General features: G+C 63.1%; 16 protein-coding genes and 1 pseudogene. 8 read left to right on the plus strand and 9 right to left on the minus strand.

Annotated elements, in window-relative coordinates:
* Positions 1 to 37 precede the first annotated feature (37 nt).
* From hemH to pabB, 7 genes and pseudogenes are all read left to right on the plus strand, one after another.
* Entirely contained in the window at positions 38 to 1,108 is a 1,071-nt protein-coding gene (hemH, locus tag HF916_RS30575; RefSeq protein ID WP_168792628.1) for a ferrochelatase, read from the plus strand.
* An 8-nt stretch (positions 1,109 to 1,116) separates the two neighbouring features.
* Positions 1,117 to 1,524, plus strand: coding sequence for an RNA-binding S4 domain-containing protein (locus tag HF916_RS30580; protein WP_168792629.1), 408 nt, complete (start codon positions 1,117 to 1,119; stop codon positions 1,522 to 1,524).
* 524 nt (positions 1,525 to 2,048) lie between these two features.
* A complete protein-coding gene (gene grpE, locus HF916_RS30585) occupies positions 2,049 to 2,633 on the plus strand; it encodes a nucleotide exchange factor GrpE (RefSeq protein WP_168795699.1) in 585 nt (194 codons plus the stop codon).
* A gap of 37 nt (positions 2,634 to 2,670) precedes the next feature.
* A pseudogene (locus HF916_RS30590) lies at positions 2,671 to 2,964 on the plus strand (thioredoxin family protein); the annotation flags it as partial.
* A gap of 153 nt (positions 2,965 to 3,117) precedes the next feature.
* The gene (dnaK, locus tag HF916_RS30595; protein ID WP_168792630.1) at positions 3,118 to 5,070 is read left to right on the plus strand and encodes a molecular chaperone DnaK; all 1,953 of its coding nucleotides are present in this window, start codon (positions 3,118 to 3,120) and stop codon (positions 5,068 to 5,070) included.
* Positions 5,071 to 5,336: 266 nt separating this feature from the next.
* A complete protein-coding gene (gene dnaJ / locus HF916_RS30600; protein ID WP_168792631.1) occupies positions 5,337 to 6,476 on the plus strand; it encodes a molecular chaperone DnaJ in 1,140 nt (379 codons plus the stop codon).
* Between the two features lie 25 nt (positions 6,477 to 6,501).
* Complete coding sequence (pabB, locus tag HF916_RS30605) at positions 6,502 to 8,418, plus strand: aminodeoxychorismate synthase component I (RefSeq protein ID WP_168792632.1); 1,917 nt, start codon at positions 6,502 to 6,504, stop codon at positions 8,416 to 8,418.
* A 338-nt stretch (positions 8,419 to 8,756) separates the two neighbouring features.
* Here the strand turns inward: pabB and panB are convergent, their stop codons facing one another.
* The 7 genes from panB to HF916_RS30640 form a co-directional block, all read right to left on the minus strand.
* On the minus strand, positions 8,757 to 9,572 hold the full coding sequence (panB, locus tag HF916_RS30610) for a 3-methyl-2-oxobutanoate hydroxymethyltransferase (RefSeq protein WP_168792633.1): 816 nt from the start codon (positions 9,570 to 9,572) through the stop codon (positions 8,757 to 8,759).
* A 39-nt stretch (positions 9,573 to 9,611) separates the two neighbouring features.
* Entirely contained in the window at positions 9,612 to 10,292 is a 681-nt protein-coding gene (locus tag HF916_RS30615) for a deoxynucleoside kinase (RefSeq protein ID WP_168792634.1), read from the minus strand.
* Positions 10,289 to 10,837 carry a 2-amino-4-hydroxy-6-hydroxymethyldihydropteridine diphosphokinase gene (gene folK / locus HF916_RS30620; protein ID WP_168792635.1) on the minus strand — a complete coding sequence of 183 codons (549 nt, stop codon included), beginning with the start codon at positions 10,835 to 10,837 and terminating at the stop codon, positions 10,289 to 10,291. Before folK ends, HF916_RS30615 begins: the two co-directional genes overlap by 4 nt.
* A 48-nt stretch (positions 10,838 to 10,885) precedes the next feature.
* Positions 10,886 to 12,469 (minus strand): polynucleotide adenylyltransferase PcnB, encoded by a 1,584-nt coding sequence (gene pcnB / locus HF916_RS30625; RefSeq protein ID WP_168792636.1) that lies wholly within the window; start codon positions 12,467 to 12,469, stop codon positions 10,886 to 10,888.
* Positions 12,466 to 13,152, minus strand: a complete 687-nt coding sequence (locus tag HF916_RS30630) for an HAD family hydrolase (RefSeq protein WP_168792637.1) — start codon at positions 13,150 to 13,152, stop codon at positions 12,466 to 12,468. Before HF916_RS30630 ends, pcnB begins: the two co-directional genes overlap by 4 nt.
* Positions 13,145 to 13,906 (minus strand): DnaA regulatory inactivator Hda, encoded by a 762-nt coding sequence (hda, locus tag HF916_RS30635; RefSeq protein ID WP_168792638.1) that lies wholly within the window; start codon positions 13,904 to 13,906, stop codon positions 13,145 to 13,147. Before hda ends, HF916_RS30630 begins: the two co-directional genes overlap by 8 nt.
* Positions 13,907 to 13,978: 72 nt before the next feature.
* Positions 13,979 to 15,055, minus strand: coding sequence for an AI-2E family transporter (locus HF916_RS30640; protein WP_168792639.1), 1,077 nt, complete (start codon positions 15,053 to 15,055; stop codon positions 13,979 to 13,981).
* A gap of 110 nt (positions 15,056 to 15,165) precedes the next feature.
* On the opposite strand from HF916_RS30640, the gene purM reads away from it, so the two are divergent.
* The gene (gene purM, locus HF916_RS30645; RefSeq protein WP_168792640.1) at positions 15,166 to 16,233 is read left to right on the plus strand and encodes a phosphoribosylformylglycinamidine cyclo-ligase; all 1,068 of its coding nucleotides are present in this window, start codon (positions 15,166 to 15,168) and stop codon (positions 16,231 to 16,233) included.
* Positions 16,234 to 16,305: 72 nt separating this feature from the next.
* Here the strand turns inward: purM and miaA are convergent, their stop codons facing one another.
* Together miaA and mutL are read right to left on the minus strand one after the other, a co-directional pair.
* On the minus strand, positions 16,306 to 17,253 hold the full coding sequence (miaA, locus tag HF916_RS30650; protein WP_168792641.1) for a tRNA (adenosine(37)-N6)-dimethylallyltransferase MiaA: 948 nt from the start codon (positions 17,251 to 17,253) through the stop codon (positions 16,306 to 16,308).
* Positions 17,254 to 17,298: 45 nt separating this feature from the next.
* Positions 17,299 to 19,359: a DNA mismatch repair endonuclease MutL gene (mutL, locus tag HF916_RS30655; RefSeq protein ID WP_168792642.1), complete on the minus strand. Its 2,061-nt coding sequence runs from the start codon at positions 19,357 to 19,359 to the stop codon at positions 17,299 to 17,301.
* Between the last annotated feature and the right edge of the window lie 189 nt (positions 19,360 to 19,548).

Genomic DNA, 19,548 nt, shown 5'->3' on the forward strand with positions numbered 1-19,548 from the left:
ACCGACATTCCGCCCAAACCGGTTACCCCTGCTGCCTATGCGCTTCGACCTCGAGCGGCCCTCACAGAACGCCACATCACACCGTGTCGCCGTGCTGCTGATCAATCTCGGCACACCCGACGCGCCGACGCCGCGTGCGGTCCGCCGCTATCTCGCGCAGTTTCTGTCCGATCCGCGCGTGGTCGAAATTCCGGCGCTGCTCTGGCAGATCATTCTGCGTCTGCTGATTCTGCCGTTCCGGGGCGTCGCTTCCGCCAAGAAGTACGCCGCGGTGTGGATGCCGGAGGGCTCGCCGTTGCGCGTCCACACGGAGAAGCAGGTGGAAGGCCTGCGCCATCTGTTGCAACTGAACGACTACACGGTGCTGGTCGATTACGCGATGCGCTACGGCACGCCGGGTATCCCGGCCATGCTGAACCAGCTCAAGCTGGCGGGCGCCGAGCGCGTGCTGCTGATGCCCATGTATCCGCAGTATTCGTCGTCGACCACCGCCACCGCGTTCGACGACGCTTTTTCGGCGCTCAAGCGCATGCGCAATCAGCCGGAGATCCGCACGGTGCGCCAGTACGCCGACCATCCGGCCTACATCGCGGCGCTTGCCGCGCAGGTGCATCATTATTGGCATCAGCACGGCCGGCCGGATTTCGCCGCGGGCGACAAACTGGTGCTGAGTTTCCACGGGGTGCCCAAGCGCACGCTGGATCTCGGCGACCCGTACCACGAGCAATGCCAGCAAACCGGCGCATTGCTGATGCAGGCGCTCGAACTGACGCAGGTGGAATGCCGCATCACATTCCAGTCGCGTTTCGGCAAGGCCGAATGGCTGCAGCCGTACACGGCGCCCACGTTGAAGGAACTGGGCGCGGCGGGCGTGCGGCGCGCCGACGTATTCTGTCCAGGCTTCACGGCCGATTGCCTTGAAACGATCGAGGAAATCGGCATGGAAGTGCGCGACGAATTCCTCCACGCGGGCGGCAAGGATTTCCATCGAATTCCCTGCCTGAATGCCTCGCAGGCGTGGATTGCCGCGCTGGGCGAAATCGTTGCGCAGAATCTGCAGGGCTGGCCGGTGCAGGCGTTGCCAGTGCCGCATACGACAGGAGCTTGAACAGGCTCATGAATTACAGGATTGCAACCGACGCGGGCGCTAAGCTGCGCATCGACAAATGGCTTTGGGCGGCGCGCTTCTTCAAGACGCGCTCGCTCGCGGCGGACGCTGTCGAAAAAGGACATGTGCGTATTGGCGGTGCCAGCGTCAAGCCGGCTAAAGACGTGCGGGTCGGCGACCTGGTCGAGATCGAGATCGAGCGGATTGTCTGGCAGGTGGAAGTGCTGGGCGTATGCGACGTGCGCGGCCCGGCGAGTGTCGCGCAAACGCTTTATGCGGAAACCGAAGAGAGCAAGGTGAAGCGGCAGGTCGAACAGGAGCGGCGCAAGACGTATCGCGAACCGGCGGCCGCATTGCACGGCCGGCCGACCAAGCGCGACAGGCGCACTATCGACAAACTTTCAGGTGGGGATTGAACAGCTGTTCCATGGTCGCGTGCACACCGCCGTATTCGGTAGTGTGGTCGTTGACAGCCCCGGACATGCAGATGGTCGTGGTGCCCGCAATCAGAACCAATGCGACCACCGAGATTGCAAAGGTCAGTTTCACGGTACTCCCCTCGGGAAGGTTCAGGATAAAGACGGGCGAATCAGGTGGAAATTGCAATATATCGGAAAGGTTTACGTCAGATTAGGGTTAACGCGTCTTTTCCGATGCTTAAGTGGAGCATAGGCCACTTGTCAGCAGCACTCAATCTCAATCTGATTGCGCAGCAATAATGGTTGTAACCGGGCATTTCCGCGGCACGTCCGTGGTGCGAAAAGATCCGGGAGAACCGCTTGAAATGGTTGTTCCCGGCCTCATCTGCCGTTCTGATTTGCGGTGACTCGCGAAGTTGTCTGTCGCGATTTTGCAACGCACAAACCGCGCCAGGTTTGATGTGCTGCCGGCCACCGTTGGCTTTTACCTCGCTTTCACCCATTTAACGACTTTCAGCGACATGGAAAACACGCAAGAGAACCCGACGAGCCAGAATCCCACGCCCGCCGACGAAACCGCGCGCCAGGCCGCCGAGGCCGCAGCACCTCAGCAGGAAGCGGCTGCCAACGCCGCGACCGACTCGCCGGTCAACGCTGAGCAGGCGGCCCTGGCCGAAGCTGAAGCGAAGATCGCCGAGTTGCAGGAGAGCTTCCTGCGCGCCAAGGCTGAGACCGAAAACGTTCGCCGCCGCGCTCAGGAAGACGTCACCAAGGCGCATAAGTTTGCAATCGAGAGTTTCGCCGAGCATCTGCTGCCGGTGATCGACAGCCTCGAGGCGGCCGTCGCTCACTCGTCCGACGACCTGCAGAAGGTGCGCGAAGGCGTCGAACTCACGCTGCGTCAGCTCACCGGCGCGCTGGAAAAGGGCCGCGTCGTCGCCCTGAATCCGGTTGGCGAGAAGTTCGACCCGCACCGCCATCAGGCGATTTCCATGGTGCCGGCCGAACAGGAGCCGAACACCGTGGTGGCCGTGCTGCAAAAAGGCTTCGTGATCGCCGATCGCGTGCTGCGTCCGGCACTTGTGACCGTCGCTGCACCGAAGTAAGCGCCAGAAGGCCTGGTAAGCCGTTTCGTCCGGCAGGCAGCGCGCCATGGCTGACCTTCCCGACGACGCCACCGCGCTCGGCCTCAAATGGTTTCACAGCAACGTTGACGGGCATCGCGAACCGGGCCGGCGCTTCATAGTGCACGGCGTGCCCACATGGTTCTTCTTCTACCGCGGCAAGCGGCTCGGCTGGCACGGCCTTGGGCAGTTCCAGGCCACGGTCACGGCCGCACGGGAGAAGATTCGGGCAGGCCAAGCGGGCAAAATGGCCGACGCCACGAGCGGCGCTCAGGTTGATGGAACAACTTCGGGCAAAAGTTCGTCCGATTGAAAAAAATTAAAGACCGCATCGTAAAAGAGGTCTTGAAAACGATGCGGACGCACTTATGTTGAGTGCAGGTAGGAATTGAGAGCGGATCGCCTTACCGCCAGCAGGGCAAACAAGGCGCTTCCCGCAGCGATCAAAGTTAGGAGAATAGTAAAAATGGGCAAAATCATCGGTATCGACCTCGGCACGACCAACTCGTGCGTGGCGATCATGGAAGGCAATTCGGTCAAGGTGATCGAGAACTCGGAAGGTGCGCGCACCACGCCGTCGATCATCGCTTACATGGAAGACGGCGAGATTCTCGTCGGCGCGCCTGCGAAGCGTCAGTCGGTCACGAACCCGAGGAACACGCTGTACGCGGTCAAGCGCCTGATCGGCCGCCGCTTTGAAGAAAAAGAAGTACAGAAAGACATCGCGCTGATGCCGTACAAGATCATGAAAGCCGATAACGGCGATGCATGGATCGAAGTGCGCGATCAGAAGCTCGCGCCGCCGCAAATCTCGGCGGAAACGCTGCGCAAGATGAAGAAGACCGCTGAAGACTATCTCGGCGAGCCGGTCACCGAAGCCGTGATCACGGTTCCCGCGTACTTCAACGACAGCCAGCGCCAGGCAACCAAAGATGCAGGCCGCATCGCCGGTCTGGAAGTGAAGCGGATCATCAACGAACCGACCGCAGCCGCTCTGGCATTCGGTCTGGACAAGGCCGAAAAGGGCGACCGCAAGATCGCGGTGTACGACTTGGGCGGCGGTACGTTCGACGTGTCGATCATCGAAATCGCTGATGTCGACGGTGAAATGCAGTTCGAAGTGCTCTCCACGAACGGCGATACGTTCCTGGGCGGTGAAGACTTCGACCAGCGCATCATCGATTACATCATCGGCGAGTTCAAGAAGGAACAGGGCGTCGATCTGTCGAAAGACGTGCTCGCGCTGCAACGCCTGAAGGAATCGGCTGAAAAGGCCAAGATCGAGCTGTCGTCGAGCCAGCAAACCGAAATCAACCTGCCGTACATCACGGCCGACGCGTCGGGTCCGAAGCACTTGAACCTGAAAATTACGCGCGCCAAGCTGGAAGCGCTGGTTGAAGAGCTGATCGAACGCACGATCGAACCGTGCCGCACGGCGATCAAGGACGCGGGCGTGAAGGTCGGCGAAATCGACGACGTGATTCTGGTCGGTGGTATGACCCGCATGCCGAAGGTGCAGGACAAGGTCAAGGAATTCTTCGGCAAGGATCCGCGCCGTGACGTGAACCCGGACGAAGCCGTGGCCGTGGGCGCCGCGATTCAAGGCCAGGTTCTGTCGGGCGACCGCAAGGACGTTCTGCTGCTCGACGTGACCCCGCTGTCGCTCGGCATCGAAACGCTTGGCGGCGTGATGACGAAGATGATCAACAAGAACACCACGATCCCGACCAAGCACGCACAGGTCTACTCGACGGCTGACGACAATCAGGGCGCCGTGACGATCAAGGTGTTCCAGGGCGAACGCGAAATGGCAGCCGGCAACAAGCTGCTGGGCGAGTTCAACCTCGAAGGCATTCCGCCAGCACCGCGCGGCACGCCGCAGATCGAGGTGAGCTTCGACATCGACGCGAACGGCATTCTGCACGTCGGCGCGAAAGACAAGGCGACCGGCAAGGAAAACCGCATCACGATCAAGGCGAACTCGGGTCTGTCCGAAGCCGAAATCGAGAAGATGGTGAAGGACGCCGAAGCGAACGCGGAAGAAGATCACAAGCTGCGTGAACTGGCCGATGCCCGCAACCAGGGCGACGCGCTGGTCCACAGCACGAAGAAGGCGCTGACCGAATACGGCGACAAGCTGGAAGCTTCTGAGAAGGAAAAGATCGAAGCCGCGCTGAAGGACCTCGAAGAAACGCTGAAGAGCGGTTCGAGCGACAAGGCCGCGATCGAAGCCAAGATCGAAGTGGTGGCCACCGCCTCGCAGAAGATGGGCGAGAAGATGTACGCCGACATGCAGGCTGCGCAAGGTGCCGAAGCAGCGGCAGCGGGCGCGGCAGGCGCGGGTGCTTCGGCGGGTGGCGCGAGCCAGCAGCAGGACGACGTGGTCGACGCCGACTTCAAGGAAGTCAAGAAAGACTAAAGCCAGGTCGCCTTTCGACCGTAAAGCCGCACACAGCCTTGTGTGCGGCCCGGCTGCACCAGAGACTGCGCCTGGTTGGACAGCAAACGTGCAAGAGCGGTTATCTCGCCTGGCGAGCCTTTTAGGCTCTCCGGGCACATTTGTTTTATGGAGGGCGTTGTTTTGAGTCGCATTCAGGCGGCATGAAACAGCGGCCGGACGAGTCGTGAGACTCCAGCATTCAAGAGGAGCCACCGTGCGCATTGCGCGAGTGGCGTTGAACCGATATGGCGAAACGGGATTACTACGAGGTTCTGGGCGTCGCAAAGAACGCGAGCGACGACGAAATCAAGAAGGCTTATCGCAAGCTGGCGATGAAGCACCACCCCGACCGCAATCCGGGCAACAAGGATGCGGAAGGGCATTTCAAAGAGGTGAAGGAAGCCTATGAAATGCTCTCGGACTCGCAAAAGCGTGCCGCGTACGATCAGTACGGCCACGCGGGCGTCGATCCGAACATGGGCGGTGCCGGCGCGCAGGGCTTCGGCGGCTTTGCCGACGCATTCGGCGATATTTTCGGCGACATCTTCGGCCAGGCGGCCGGTGGCGCCGCACGCGGCGGCGGCCGCGCCGGTCCGCAGGTGTACCGCGGCGCCGACTTGCGCTACAGCATGGAAATCACGCTGGAACAGGCCGCGCACGGCTACGACACGCAGATTCGCGTGCCGAGCTGGGTGTCGTGCGAAATCTGTCATGGCTCGGGCGCCAAGCCCGGCACCAAGCCGGAAACCTGCCCGACCTGTAGCGGTTCGGGTTCGGTGCGGATGTCGCAAGGTTTTTTCAGCATTCAGCAAACCTGCCCGAAGTGCCACGGCACCGGCACCTATATTCCTGAACCGTGCGGCCACTGCCACGGCGCGGGCAAGGTGAAGGAAACCAAGACGCTGGAAGTGAAGATCCCGGCAGGTATCGACGACGGCATGCGGATCCGTTCCGCCGGCAACGGCGAGCCGGGCATCAACGGCGGCCCGTCCGGCGATCTGTACGTCGAGATTCATATCAAGCAGCACTCGGTGTTCGAACGTGACGGCGACGATCTGCATTGCCAGATGCCGATTCCGTTCACCACCGCGGCACTCGGCGGCGAAATCGAAGTGCCGACGCTCGCGGGCCGCGCCAGCTTCACCGTGCCGGAAGGCACGCAGTCGGGCAAGACGTTCCGTCTGCGTGGCAAGGGCATCAAGGGGCTGCGTTCGAGCATTGCCGGCGATCTGTACGTGCACGTGCAAGTCGAAACGCCGGTCAAACTCACTGACCCGCAACGCGATCTGCTCAAGCAGTTCGAAAAGGCGCTGGTCGAGGGTGGCTCGCGGCATAGCCCGCAAAGCAAGAGCTGGTTCGACCGGGTGAAGAGCTTCTTCGATTAACGGCGGTTTGAAGTTGGCGGTAGGTATGACGGCAGATGAGCGCGGCGCGGTGTTCGCGTTGCTCGACGATTGCGACGCGACGGCGGCGCGCCGTTCGAGTCGTCTTTACACGGGTTTTGTGCATGAACGGATGTGTGCGGACGCCGCGCAGCTCGAAGCCGTGTGCGAGACCGTTGCCGCGGAGACGCAGCGTGGTTTGCATGCCGTCGTGCTTGCCGACTATGAGTTCGGCCGGAATCTTCTCGACGGAGAAGCACACCGGTCTTTAGAGACGCAGCGTGGCGATGCCACGCTGCGTTTTTTATTGTTCGAACGTTGCGAGAAGCGTTCGCGTGAAGAGGTCGACGCGTGGCTCATGGCGCGCGACGAAGGCGCGGCCGAGCCATCGGTGGCGGGCACGGCCAACGTGCGCGCGAGCGTCGATCCGGCGCAGTTCAATGCGGCGATCGATGCGATTCACGCGGCCCTGCGCGCGGGCGATTCCTATCAGGTCAACTACACGTATCGGCTCGGCTTCGATGTATTCGGCTCGCCCACCGCGCTGTATCGGCGGTTGAGGGCGCGTCAGCCGGTGCCGTACGGCGCGCTGATCGGGTTGCCGGGCGGACAGTGGGTGTTGTCGTGTTCGCCGGAACTCTTCATCGAAAAGCAGGGCGCGACGTTGCGTGCGCGGCCGATGAAAGGCACGGCGCCGCGCTCGGACGACCCGGCGGTGGACCGCCGCACTGCCGAATTCCTCGGCAACGATCCGAAGAACCGCGCCGAAAACGTGATGATCGTCGACCTGTTGCGCAATGATCTGTCGAGGGTGGCGCAAACGGGCTCGGTCAAGGTGCCGGCGCTGTTCTCGGTCGAACCGTACGCGTCGGTGTGGCAAATGACTTCGACGGTGGAGGCGACGTTAAGGCCTGCCACGTCGTTCGCCCAGACGTTGCGCGCGCTGTTTCCGTGCGGCTCGATTACCGGCGCGCCGAAGCATCGCACGATGCAGTTGATCGAAGAACTCGAGAGCACGCGGCGCGGGCTCTATACCGGCGCGATTGGTTGGCTGGATGCGCCTTCATCGTTTGCCGATACGACTGACGCAACCACAACCTCCGCGCATCAAACCGCCTGCAGCGACTTCTGCCTGTCCGTCGCGATTCGCACGCTGACGTTGAGCCGGTCGACGCAAACCGGCCAACTGGAGGGCAAGATGGGCGTCGGCGCGGGCATCGTGCTCGACAGCGTCGCCGCCGACGAATATGCGGAGTGCCAATTGAAGGCCAGCTTTCTGACCGGCGCCGAGCCGGGTTTCGAGCTATTCGAAACGATGTATGCAACGCGCGAAGAGGGCGTACGGCATCTGTCGCGCCATCTCGCGAGACTCTCATCGAGCGCTGCGACGTTGGGCTTCAAACTCGACGATACAAAAGCCATTCGCGCGGAGATTGCGGCGAAGTGTGCGTCGTTGCCCGCAGAGACCCCGCATCGCATGCGGCTTGCGTTGAGCAAAAACGGCACGGTCCAGATCACGGCCGCAGTGTTGACGCCGTTAGCCGAATCGACCGTCGGCGTGCTGCTTGGACCCGATCACGCTTTCCCGGCAACCGACGCCGCCGACCCGCTGCTACATCACAAAACCACGCGCCGCGCCGACTACGATCGCGGCTGGCGCGAAGCCGAAGCGAAGGGCGCATTCGATACGCTGTTCTTCAACGCGCAAGGCGAGTTGACCGAAGGCGGCCGCTCGAATGTGTTTGTGAAGTTGGGCGGGCGCTGGTGGACACCGCCGCTTGGGTCGGGCGTGTTGCCCGGCGTGATGCGCGGCGTTCTGCTCGAGGACGCGTCGGATTTGCAGGCGGGCGAACGTGTGCTGACCCGGACCGATCTGCAAAACGCCGAAGCGCTAATGGTGTGCAATGCGCTGCGAGGCGCGGTGCCGGCGCGGATCGTGGACTGAGAGAGGCGAGCGAGTAAGCCGCTAACGGCAGCAGGCAACGCGGCGCAGGTCCGTCACCCGCGCCTCAACCGTGAAATACATGCAGCAACCGAGACATCAAGCCGCTCAAACGCGCATGCCAAGTGGATTCCCGCACGTCATGCGGCACGGTGGCGTGGTCGCGGATTCCCGCTACGTCGATCAGGCAAAATGGGCTCACGGTGGTCTCTCCTCGGCTCGCGGCCAGGCCGCATAAACAGGAAGACGAAGATAGACAACCGGCTTTGCATGCAATATCGGATCGGTCTCAAAACGGGCACGGAGAGGCCCGTTTTGTTCGACGCGTTATCGCCTGAAGCTCAGAACGTATGCTCCGGCCCAGGAAACGAACCATCCTTCACCGCGGCCACATACGCTTCCACAGCCGCCAGAATACTCGGCTGCCCATGCATGAAATCCTTCACGAAGCGCGGCCGTTTGCCGGGAAAAATGCCCAGCATGTCGTGCAACACCAGCACCTGACCCGAGCAATCCAAGCCCGCGCCGATGCCGATCGTCGGAATACGCAACTGCTTCGTGACGTCGCTTGCGAGCAGCGTCGGAATCGCTTCCATCACGATCAATTGCGCGCCGGCCTGCTGCACGGCGAGCGAGTCGCGCACCAACTGCGTCGCGCCCGCCTCAGTTTTACCTTGCACCTTGAAGCCGCCGAACGCATGCACGGATTGCGGCGTAAGACCGACGTGCGCGCATACGGGAATCGAGCGCTCCACCAGGAAGCGCACCGTGTCCGCGAGCCATTCGCCGCCCTCGAGTTTCACCATCTGCGCGCCGGCGCGCATCAACTCCACCGAACTTCTGAAGGCGTCTTCCGGCGTGCCGTAGGTGCCGAACGGCAAGTCGGCCACGATCAGCGCCGCGGGCCGCGCGCGCGCCACGCTAGTCGTGTGATACGCGATGTCGGCGAGCGACACGGGTAGGGTGGTCGTCTGGCCTTGCAGCACATTGCCGAGCGAATCGCCGATCAACAGCACGTCGACGCCCGCGCGATCCAGCAGCGCGGCGAAGCTCGCGTCGTAGCAGGTGAGCATGGCGATTTTTTCGCCGGCATCGCGCATTGCCTGCAGTTTCGGCACGGTGATGGCGTTCCGGCTCGCTTCCTGCAAATAGGTCATGGGGTCAATCCGTTGAGAAAAGAGAGGTGGCCGCGCCGCTTACAGCGACGTGCCTTTGACGAAGAATTCCTTGCGGCCGCGCATGGTTTCGATGCGTTCGGCGAGCAGCGCAAGGTCCGCGTCCGAGTCGAGCGGATTCAGGTGTTCGGCGTTGACCGTCAGCACGGGCGTGCGGTCGTAGTGATAGAAAAACTCGTTGTACGAGTCGCACAGGGCGTGCAGATACGCGTCGGAAATCTGCAGCTCCATCGGCACCGCGCGCTTCTGGATACGCGCGAACAGCACTTCCGGGCTCGCCTGCAGATAGACCACGAAGTCCGGCGCCGGCGCACTGACTTCGATCCGCGCGGCGAGCGCGCGATACAACTGCCACTCGTCTTCCTGTAGCGTCAGACGCGCGAAGATGTCGTTCTTCTGCGTCATGAAATCGGCGACCAGCGGCGTGCCCGAGACGTGCGCCACGCTCACGTCCTGAGCCTGCTGCGCGCGCTGCAAGGCGAAGTGCAATTGCGTAGGCAACGCGTAACGCGCGGTGTCGCGATAAAAGCGTTCGAGGAAGGGATTGTCCTGCGGCCGTTCGAACAGTTCCTGCATCGACCAGCGTTGCGCGAGGCGTCGTGCGAGCGATGTCTTGCCGACGCCGATCGGCCCTTCGATCGCAAGATAGCCGAACGGAGGCCGCAGTTGCGGCGCCGTCACGGTGAGCGGCGTTGAATTCATTCGCAACCGCCCTTGGACGGAGTGTTTTCGTCGCTAGTCAATGCATTGAGCATAGGGCACTGGCAAGGCCCCTTCACTTTCTCGATGCGCTGATCGCTCACACCGCTGAGCAGCGCTTCGGCGCGGCCGCGTTGCGGGATCACGAGTGCGGGATCGATCTCGACGAGCGGCACCAGCGCGAAAGCGCGTTCGATCAAACGCGGATGCGGCACGATCAGATCGGCTTCGTCGATCGATTGATCGCCGAACAGCAGGATGTCCAGATCAAGCGTGCGCGGTGCATTGCGAAACGGCCGCTCGCGGCCGAACTGATGCTCGATCTTGTGGCACAGCGCAAGCAGATGCCGCACGGGGAGCGTCGTATCGATCTTCACGACGCAGTTGAAATAATCGTCACCGCCCGCGTCGATCGGGGCAGTGCGATACAGGCTCGACTTGGCGAGCACGGAGATGGTGTGCTGTTGTGCGAGGCACACCACCGCGTCTTTCAGGGTCTGGCGCGCGTCCCCGAGATTCGCGCCGAGGCCGAGATAAGCAACCGTCATGGCATAACTTCCTGCAACTATCGTTCGACGGCTTCAGCCAACGCCATGTCAGTCTTCGTGCGAGCCGTCATGGCCCGCGTCGTCGGCTGTGCGTTCGGCTGGCGTGCCGCCCTCCAATCCGTCCCCCGGCTTGCGGTTTCTACCGCCACTGCTGCGCCGCCGCCGTTTTCTGGGGCTTCGGTCCTTCCCGCCTTGCGTAAGCAATACCTCACGCGCGGCGATGTCTCCTTCTATGAACTCCGTCCACCACGCGCCGACCGACTCATCGAGTTCGCCCGATTCGCAGCGCAACAGGAGGAAATCATACCCCGCTCTAAATCTTTGGTGTTCCAGCAGCTTCAGCGCACTTCTTCCGGAGCGTTTTTCAAGGCGCAACTGCAGGCCCCAGATCTCGCGCATATCCGACGAGAAGCGCTTGTGGATCGCGAGTTTCTCCGTTTGCATGTCGAGGACGTCGTCCATCGCGCGATGCAATGCGGGTACCGGATATTCGCCGTTCGCTTCAAATTTTTGCCAGCGCTGCTGCACGTCGTGCCACAACAGCGTAGCGAACAGGAAGCCCGGCGATACCGGCTTGCCGGCACGCACACGGGCATCCGTGTTGTTCAGCGCGAGCGTGATGAATTTTTCGCCGATGGGCTGCTCTAGCACCACGTCGAGCAAAGGCAGCAGGCCATGATGCAGGCCTTCCTGGCGCAGGCGTTTCAAACACGCGAGCGCGTGGCCCGACAGCATCAGCTTGAGCATCTCGTCGAAGAGACGCGCGGCGGGCACGTTGTTGATCAGATCGGCCATGTTGGCGATCGGCTCGCGGGTGCTGTCCTCGATCTCGAAGTCGAGCTTCGCCGCGAAACGCACCACGCGCAGCATGCGCACCGGATCTTCGCGATAACGCGTGGCCGGGTCGCCGATCATGCGCAACAGACGCGCGCGCATGTCGGCCATGCCGTTGTGATAATCCAGCACGGTTTGCGTGGCCGGATCGTAGTACATCGCGTTGATCGTGAAGTCGCGGCGCGTGGCGTCTTCATGCTGCTCGCCCCACACGTTGTCGCGCAGCACGCGGCCGCTCGCGTCCACCGCGTGCGTGCGGCGGTCGAGCTCGTCGCGCTTCAGGCGGCGAGCCGGAGGCGCGTCGGCCGCGGGCGGATCGACCAGCGCGCGGAACGTCGAGGTCTCGATGATTTCCTGGCCGAACTGCACGTGCACGATCTGAAACCGCCGGCCGATGATGCGCGCGCGACGGAACAGTTTCTGGACCTGTTCGGGCGTGGCGTCGGTGGCGACGTCGAAGTCTTTCGGCTTGATGCCGAGCAGCAGATCGCGCACCGCACCGCCGACGATGAACGCGCGGTGCCCCGCCTGTTGCAGACCCTCGGTCACGCGAATCGCGTTCCTCGAAATCAGCGCCTGGTCGATGCCGTGCACGTCGTGCGGAATGATGACCGGCACGTCCGGGTCACGCACGGTGTTGACGGGCGCGCGGGCGGGCTTGCGGCGCGCTTTGCTGGCGCTCGACGTTGTGCGCGCCGGCGTGCTGCCGGTTTCGTCTGCTTCGGCTTCGGCGGGCGGGTTGTCCTCAGCGGGCGCCGAGTCCTGGCCGAATAGCTTGCGGATAAGTTTTTTGATCACGAGGGTTGAAAGAGTTCGAGGATGCGCCAGCCTTTGGCTTGCGCATGGGCACGCAATGTGTCGTCCGGATTGGTCGCGATCGGGTCCGTGACTTTTTCGAGCAGCGGAATGTCGTTGTGCGAATCGCTATAGAAATAGCTGCGCTCGAAGTCGCTCCACGTCTTGCCGAGCGAGGCGAGCCACGCTTCGGTGCGCACGATCTTGCCTTCCTTGTAGCTCGGCGTGCCGGTGGGGCGGCCGGTGTACGGCGAATGCGGCTCGCCGTCGACGGTTTCCGCTTCGCAGGCGATCAGCGCGTCGACGCCGAATGCCTGAGCGATCGGGCGGGTGATGAATTCGTTGGTGGCGGTGACCACGCAGCACAGGTCGCCGGCTTCGCGGTGCTGCTTCACCAGCTCCAGCGCGACGGGGAAAATCGCCGGCTTGATGACTTCGTGCATGTACTGCGCGTGAAGGTCGGCGAGCTGCGCGCGCGTGTACTTCGAAAGCGGCGTGAGCATCGCGATCAGATAGGCGTGAATGTCGAGCTTGCCGGCTTTGTAGTCGGCAAAAAAGCGGTCGTTTTCACGGGCGAAATTTTCGGCGTCGACCATGCCCTGTTTCACCATGAAGCGGCCCCATTCGTGGTCGCTGTCGGTGGGGATGAGCGTGTGGTCGAGATCGAAGAGTGCGAGGTTAGCCATGGGGGCCTATTTTACTTGAAGCGGCGGACGACGCGGATGAGGCCGGCCCGGCGCGCCGTTCTTCGGCGTCGGGCGAAGCCAGCATGGTACGCAACAGCGGCAGCGTGACCGCGCGTTTCTGTTCGAGCGAGAAGCGGTCGAGCGCGTCGAGCAGCGCCATCAGACTGGGCATATCGCGGCGAAAATGCGTGAGCAGGTAGGCCGGCACGTCGTCGGCGAGCATGATGCCGCGCTCGCGCGCCGCGTGTTTCAGCACCGCGGCCTTGCCTTCGTCCGGCAGCGGCGCGAGATGGAACACGAGACCCCAGCCGAGCCGCGTGCGCAAATCCTCGCGCACCGTCATGCCGATGGGCGGCGCGTTGCCCGCGGCGACCAGCGCGCTGGTGGGATGCGCGCGCACTTCGTTGAACAGGTTGAAGACGGCGATCTGCTGCGCGGCCGACAGGCCGTCGCAATCGTCGATTGCATAGAGTGCGACGCGCGGGTCGAAGCTGAACGCGGCGAGACTGCTCTGCGGGCCGGCGAAACGCGCGTGCCCCGGCGACGCTTCGTGCACGAGCGCCTGCAGCAGATGCGTGCGGCCGCTGCCGGACTCGCCCCAGAGGTAGAAGGTGCGATCGGCGACCGGCCCGGCGGCGAGCGCGTTCTCGAGCTCGCGCAGGCGCGTGACCAGCTCGGCGTTGGCGCCGGCGAAGAAATTGTCGAATGTCGATGGCGGCGGGGTGCCGAGATCGAGCGTCAGTTGACGAAGCACAGTAGGTGAATGCCGAAAATGAGGCTTGGGCCGCAAATGGCCGTATGACGGGCCGAAATAGTCAAGGACGAGTCAGTTGTTATAGAGCGTGCTCGTTAGATAGCTTTGCCGCAACTCGCGCACGGCGACCGACAGAATCGCGCTGACCGGCAACGCCAGCAAGACGCCGAAAAAGCCGAACAGCTGGCCGAACGCGAGCAACGCGAAAATCACCGCGAGCGGGTGCAGGCCGATCCGTTCACCGACAAGGCGCGGCGTGAGAAAAAAGCTCTCCAGGATCTGGCCGACACCATAAATTACCGCGACCGCGCCGAAGCCGTACCAGTCGCCGAATTGCAGCAGCGCCGCGAGCAGCGCCAGCGCGAGGCCGGTTGCAAAGCCGATGTACGGGATGAACACCGCGAGCCCCGTAAAAATACCGACCGGCAACGCGATCTCGAAGCGCGCGATGGTCAACGCCACCGCGTAAAACACCGCCAGCACGCCCATCACGAGCAACTGGCCACGCAAGTATTGCGACAGCATCTGGTCCATGTCACGCGCGAGCTGCAGCGTCTTGTCGAGCCAGCGGCGCGGCACGACGCTCTGTGTGCGGGCGAGCATGCGGTTCCAGTCGTACAACAAATAGAACAGCACGAGCGGCACCAGCACGAAGTTGCCGACCACGGCCATCATCACGTTGCTACTCGTGCGGAGATAGGTCCACGCGTAAAGCGCAACGGTTTGCGCGCTGCCTTCCAGTTGCCCCATGACGAGATCGCGGATGCTGGCGAAATCGAGCGAATCGGCGAGTCCCAGCATGGCCAGCTTGGGTTGCAGCCAGGCGTTCACGTGTGCAAAGAATACAGGCACCTGTTGCTTGAGTTGCGGCGCTTCTTTCTGGATGACAGCCAGAACCAGCAGCACGAGCAGCGTCATCACGAGCGTGAACAGCAGCATCATCAGCAAGGCGGCCAGACTGCGCGGCACGCGCCGGCGCACCATCCACGCCACGCCCGGCTGCAGAATGTACGCGAGAATCGCGCCGAGCAGAAACGGCGTGAGGACCGGACTCAGCAGCCAGAGCAGAATGCCGACACCCAGCGCGATAGCCAGCCAGATGAAGGCGCGGCGCTGAACAGGCGTCAGTATCGAGGAGTTCTCTTGCAAGTTTGTTTCCCAGGTGTCGTCGCGACCGGATCAGTCAGGATGATTCAAATTCCAGCCAGCGGGCCGGCATCGGGTAAAATCGCATTTTACCGACCTTCGAGCTCTTCCCCATGAATCAACCGAAATCCGCCCCGAATTCAACTGATTCGGCCCAAGGTCTGTCGTATCGCGACGCCGGCGTGGACATCGACGCGGGCGACGCGCTTGTCGACGCGATCAAGCCCTTTGCCAAAAAGACGATGCGCGACGGCGTGCTGGGTGGCATCGGCGGGTTCGGCGCGCTGTTCGAAGTGCCGAAGAAGTATAAGGAGCCGGTGCTGGTGTCCGGCACCGACGGCGTCGGCACCAAGCTGCGTCTCGCCTTTCAACTGAACAAACACGACACCGTTGGCCAGGATCTGGTGGCCATGAGTGTGAACGACATTCTCGTGCAGGGCGCCGAGCCGCTGTTCTTCCTCGATTATTTCGCCTGCGGCAAGCTGGACGTGAGCACGGCGGCAACGGTCGTGAAGGGTATCGCGCATGGCTGCGAACTGTCGGGCTGCGCGCTGATCGGCGGCGAGACGGCGGAAATGCCGGGCATGTACCCCGACGGCGAGTACGATCTGGCCGGTTTCGCGGTCGGCGCGGTTGAAAAGAGCAAGATTATCGACGGTAGCACCATCGCCCCCGGCGACATCGTGCTGGGTCTGGCTTCGAGCGGCATCCATTCGAACGGGTTTTCGCTGGTGCGCAAGATCATCGAGCGCGCGCAGCCGGATCTGAACGCGGATTTCGACGGCCGGTCGCTCGCTGATGCGCTGATGGCGCCTACGCATATTTATGTGAAGCCGTTGCTGGCGCTGATGCAGCAGATCGCCGTCAAGGGCATGGCGCACATCACCGGTGGTGGCCTGGTCGAGAATATTCCGCGCGTGTTGCGTGAAGGCCTGACGGCTGAGCTGGACCATCGTGGCTGGCCGTTGCCGCCGCTGTTCTCGTGGCTGCAAAAGCATGGTGGCGTGGCGGATGCGGAAATGCATCGCGTGTTCAACTGCGGTATTGGCATGGCGGTGGTCGTGTCGGCTGCGGATGCTGATGCGGCGATCGGTTCGCTGTCGGCAGCCGGCGAGCAAGTCTGGAAGATCGGCGTGATTCGCGACAGCGCGGCCGGTGAAGCTCAGACTGTAGTGGTCTAAAGCAAAAGCTTTTGGGACCCGCGTGGTGTGAGAATAGTCTTCACCTCGCGGGTTCAAAACTTCGCAGCAATCTCAAAGCAACGCCTCAATCGCTTCAAGCACCCGCGCCGTCGCGTGCGGATCGCAGCAATCCACCACCACCCGCTCTGTCATGCTTCGCAGCCATGTGAGCTGTCGCTTGCACAACTGCCGCGTCGCAAAGACGCCTTTGTCGCGCATGGTCGAATAATCGACCGCGCCATCCAGATACTCCCAGACTTGCCGGTAGCCCACGCAACGCATGGACGGCATCTCGGGCAATAAGTCGCCGCGTTCGCGCAACTTCACCACTTCATCGACGAAACCGCCGGCCAGCATCGCATCGAAGCGCTTCTCGATGCGCGCATGCAGCACGCTGCGGTCGGACGGCTCCAGCGCAATGGGCACGAAGCGCCACGCGGCCGCGGAGTCATCCTGACGGGCGGGCGCGGCCAGCAAGGTGGACATGGCCTGTCCAGTCAGCACGAAAACTTCGAGCGCCCGCTGAATCCGCTGCGAATCGTTCGGCGCCAGTCGCGCAGCCGTTATGGGGTCGATCGCGGCAAGCCGCGCATGCAGGGCCGGCCAGCCTTCGCGGGCGGCGTCGGCATCGAGCGTGGCGCGCACATCCGCGTCGGCGGCGGGCAGATCGTTGAGCCCTTGCGTGAGCGCCTTGTAGTACAGCATGGTCCCGCCGACCAGCAGCGGCAGCCGCCCGCGCGCGTGGATTTCGCCGGTGAGCCGCAAGGTGTCGGCGCGAAATTGCGCGGCGGAATAGGCGTCGGTGGGATCGACGATATCGATCAGATGATGCGGCGCCACCGCGCGTTCTTCAGCGGTCGGCTTGGCCGTGCCGATGTCCATCTCGCGATAGACCAGCGCTGAATCGACACTGATGATTTCCACCGGACGCCGCACGGCGAGCGCCAGCGCCGCAGCGGTTTTGCCGGACGCGGTCGGGCCGAGCAGGCACGGGATCGGCGTGGGCGTGCGCGACGTCATGTGCGCGGTCATGGGCAAGCGGGTACGCGTCGAAGCAGCGTCACGTCATTGACCGCGCATGAACAGCCGATCGAGATCGGACAGCGTCAATTGATACCACGTGGGACGCCCGTGATTGCATTGATCGGCGCGCTCGGTGGCTTCCATCTGACGCAGCAGCGCGTTCATTTCATCGAGCGTCAGACGACGGTTCGCGCGCACCGCGTGATGGCAGGCGAGCGTGCCGAGCAGTTCGTGCTGACGCTCGGTCAACACGCGTGAGCCGCCGAACGCATGCAGGTCGGACAGGACCGCGCGCGCCAGCACTTGCAGATCGGCGTCTTTCAGCAGCGCCGGCACGGCGCGGATCGCGAGCGTGGTGGGCGACAGCACGGCGAGGTCGAAACCGAGCGCGTCGAGCGTGTCGCGCTCTTCTTCCACGGTGCCGATCTCGATCGGGTCGGCCTGCATCGATTGCGGGATCAGCAGCGGCTGCACGGCAATCGTGCGATCGGCCAGTGCGTTCTTGAACTGCTCGTACAGAATGCGCTCGTGCGCGGCGTGCATGTCGACGATCACCAGACCGTGCGCGTTCTGCGCCAGCACATAGATGCCATGGATCTGGCCGAGCGCGAAGCCGAGCGGTTGCTCGTCGGCGGCATGGAAAGCGGGCGCCGGGTAGGGCGCGGACGCGTTGTACGGCGACGGTGATTCGGCGGCCGAATCGCGCGCCTCGAACAGCGTGGCGCCTTCCGCTGTACCGGCGTTGGTGTCTTTGCGGCCGAAGAGCGCGTCGTAAAACGCGAGCGGTTGCGCGACCGGCAGCGTGCCTTGCGTCATGCGCGCCTGGCGCATCCACGTGTTGCCCGGCTGGCCTTGCTGCGACGATCCGAAGCCGCCGCTTGATGCTCCGCCGAAGCCGCCGCCGAAGCCGCCTGCGCCGTTGCCCGCACCAAAACTGGCGCCGCCGCCCGCGCCAGCCAGCGGCGTCGCGCCGAACGAAGCCGGTCCGCCGGCCGTGGGCTCCAGATGCGCCGCATGGCCGCCCGCCGTCGTTTCCGGCGATGCGCCCGCATGCCGCGCCAACGCGCGCTGCACGGCGTGGAAGACGAACTGATGGATCGAGCGCGAATCGCGAAACCGCACTTCGATCTTCGACGGATGCACGTTCACATCGACCGCTTCAGGCGGCAGATCGAGGAACAGCACATAGGACGGATAGCGCTCGCCGTGCAAGACATCTTCATAAGCGGCGCGCACGGCGTGCGTGAGCAGCTTGTCGCGCACAAAGCGGCCGTTGACGAAAAAATACTGCTGATCGGCCCGCCCGCGGCTCGCGGTCGGCAGACCCGCGCAACCATATACGGCAAGCGGTCCGGCGGATTCGTCGAGCGGCAGATGGGCCGTCGCGAACGTATCGCCGAGAATCTTTGCGACCCGCACAGGCGGTTCGCTGGCGTTCCAGTGTTCGACCGCCTTGCCGTTATGCAGCACCGAAATCGCGACATCCGGCCGCGCTAGCGCCGCGCGGCGGATCTGTTCGAGACAATGGCCGAGTTCGGTCTGCTCGCTCTTCAAAAACTTGCGGCGCGCCGGCGTATTGAAGTACAACTCGCGGACTTCGATCGTGGTGCCCTGAGTGCCCGCCGCCGGGCTCAGCACGCCGGTTTCCGCATCCACCCGCACCGCGTGTGCCGCGTCGGCCGTGCGGCTCGTGATGGTCATCTGCGCGACCGAGGCGATCGAGGCCAGTGCCTCGCCTCGAAACCCCAGCGTAGCGACGGCTTCCAACTCGGCGAGCGAGCGGATTTTGCTGGTCGCATGACGCATCAGCGCTAGCGCGAGTTCGTTTTCGGGAATGCCGCAGCCGTCGTCGGTGATCGAGATGCGCTTGACGCCGCCTTCGTCGAGCAGGATGCGCAGCGACTGCGCGCCCGCATCGAGTGCATTTTCCAGCAGTTCCTTGACGACCGAGGCCGGCCGCTCGACCACTTCGCCGGCGGCGATCTGGCTGATCAACTGATCGGGAAGGGGCTGGATCGCGCGTAACGGGCGTGGGGCGGGCGCGGCGGCGGAAATCGCGGCCGCGGCGTCGAGGCCGGCAGGCGTTTCGGAGAATTCGGACATGGCGAAATTATAGCGATTCGGCGCGGCAAGCCTGCAGCGCGCGTAAGCGCACGCACGCGAGGGAGATTTTTAATTGCGGCCGGGCACTTTCTGTATCATGACGCGGTCAATTTCCGGCGGCGAGTGAGCGCTTGCCGCCATCGCCAACAGGCCTGTTCACACGGCTGTTCTTGCCATCGTCATATTCGC

Origin of the sequence: Paraburkholderia aromaticivorans (assembly GCF_012689525.1) — a bacterium.
GTDB classification, from domain to species: domain Bacteria; phylum Pseudomonadota; class Gammaproteobacteria; order Burkholderiales; family Burkholderiaceae; genus Paraburkholderia; species Paraburkholderia aromaticivorans_A.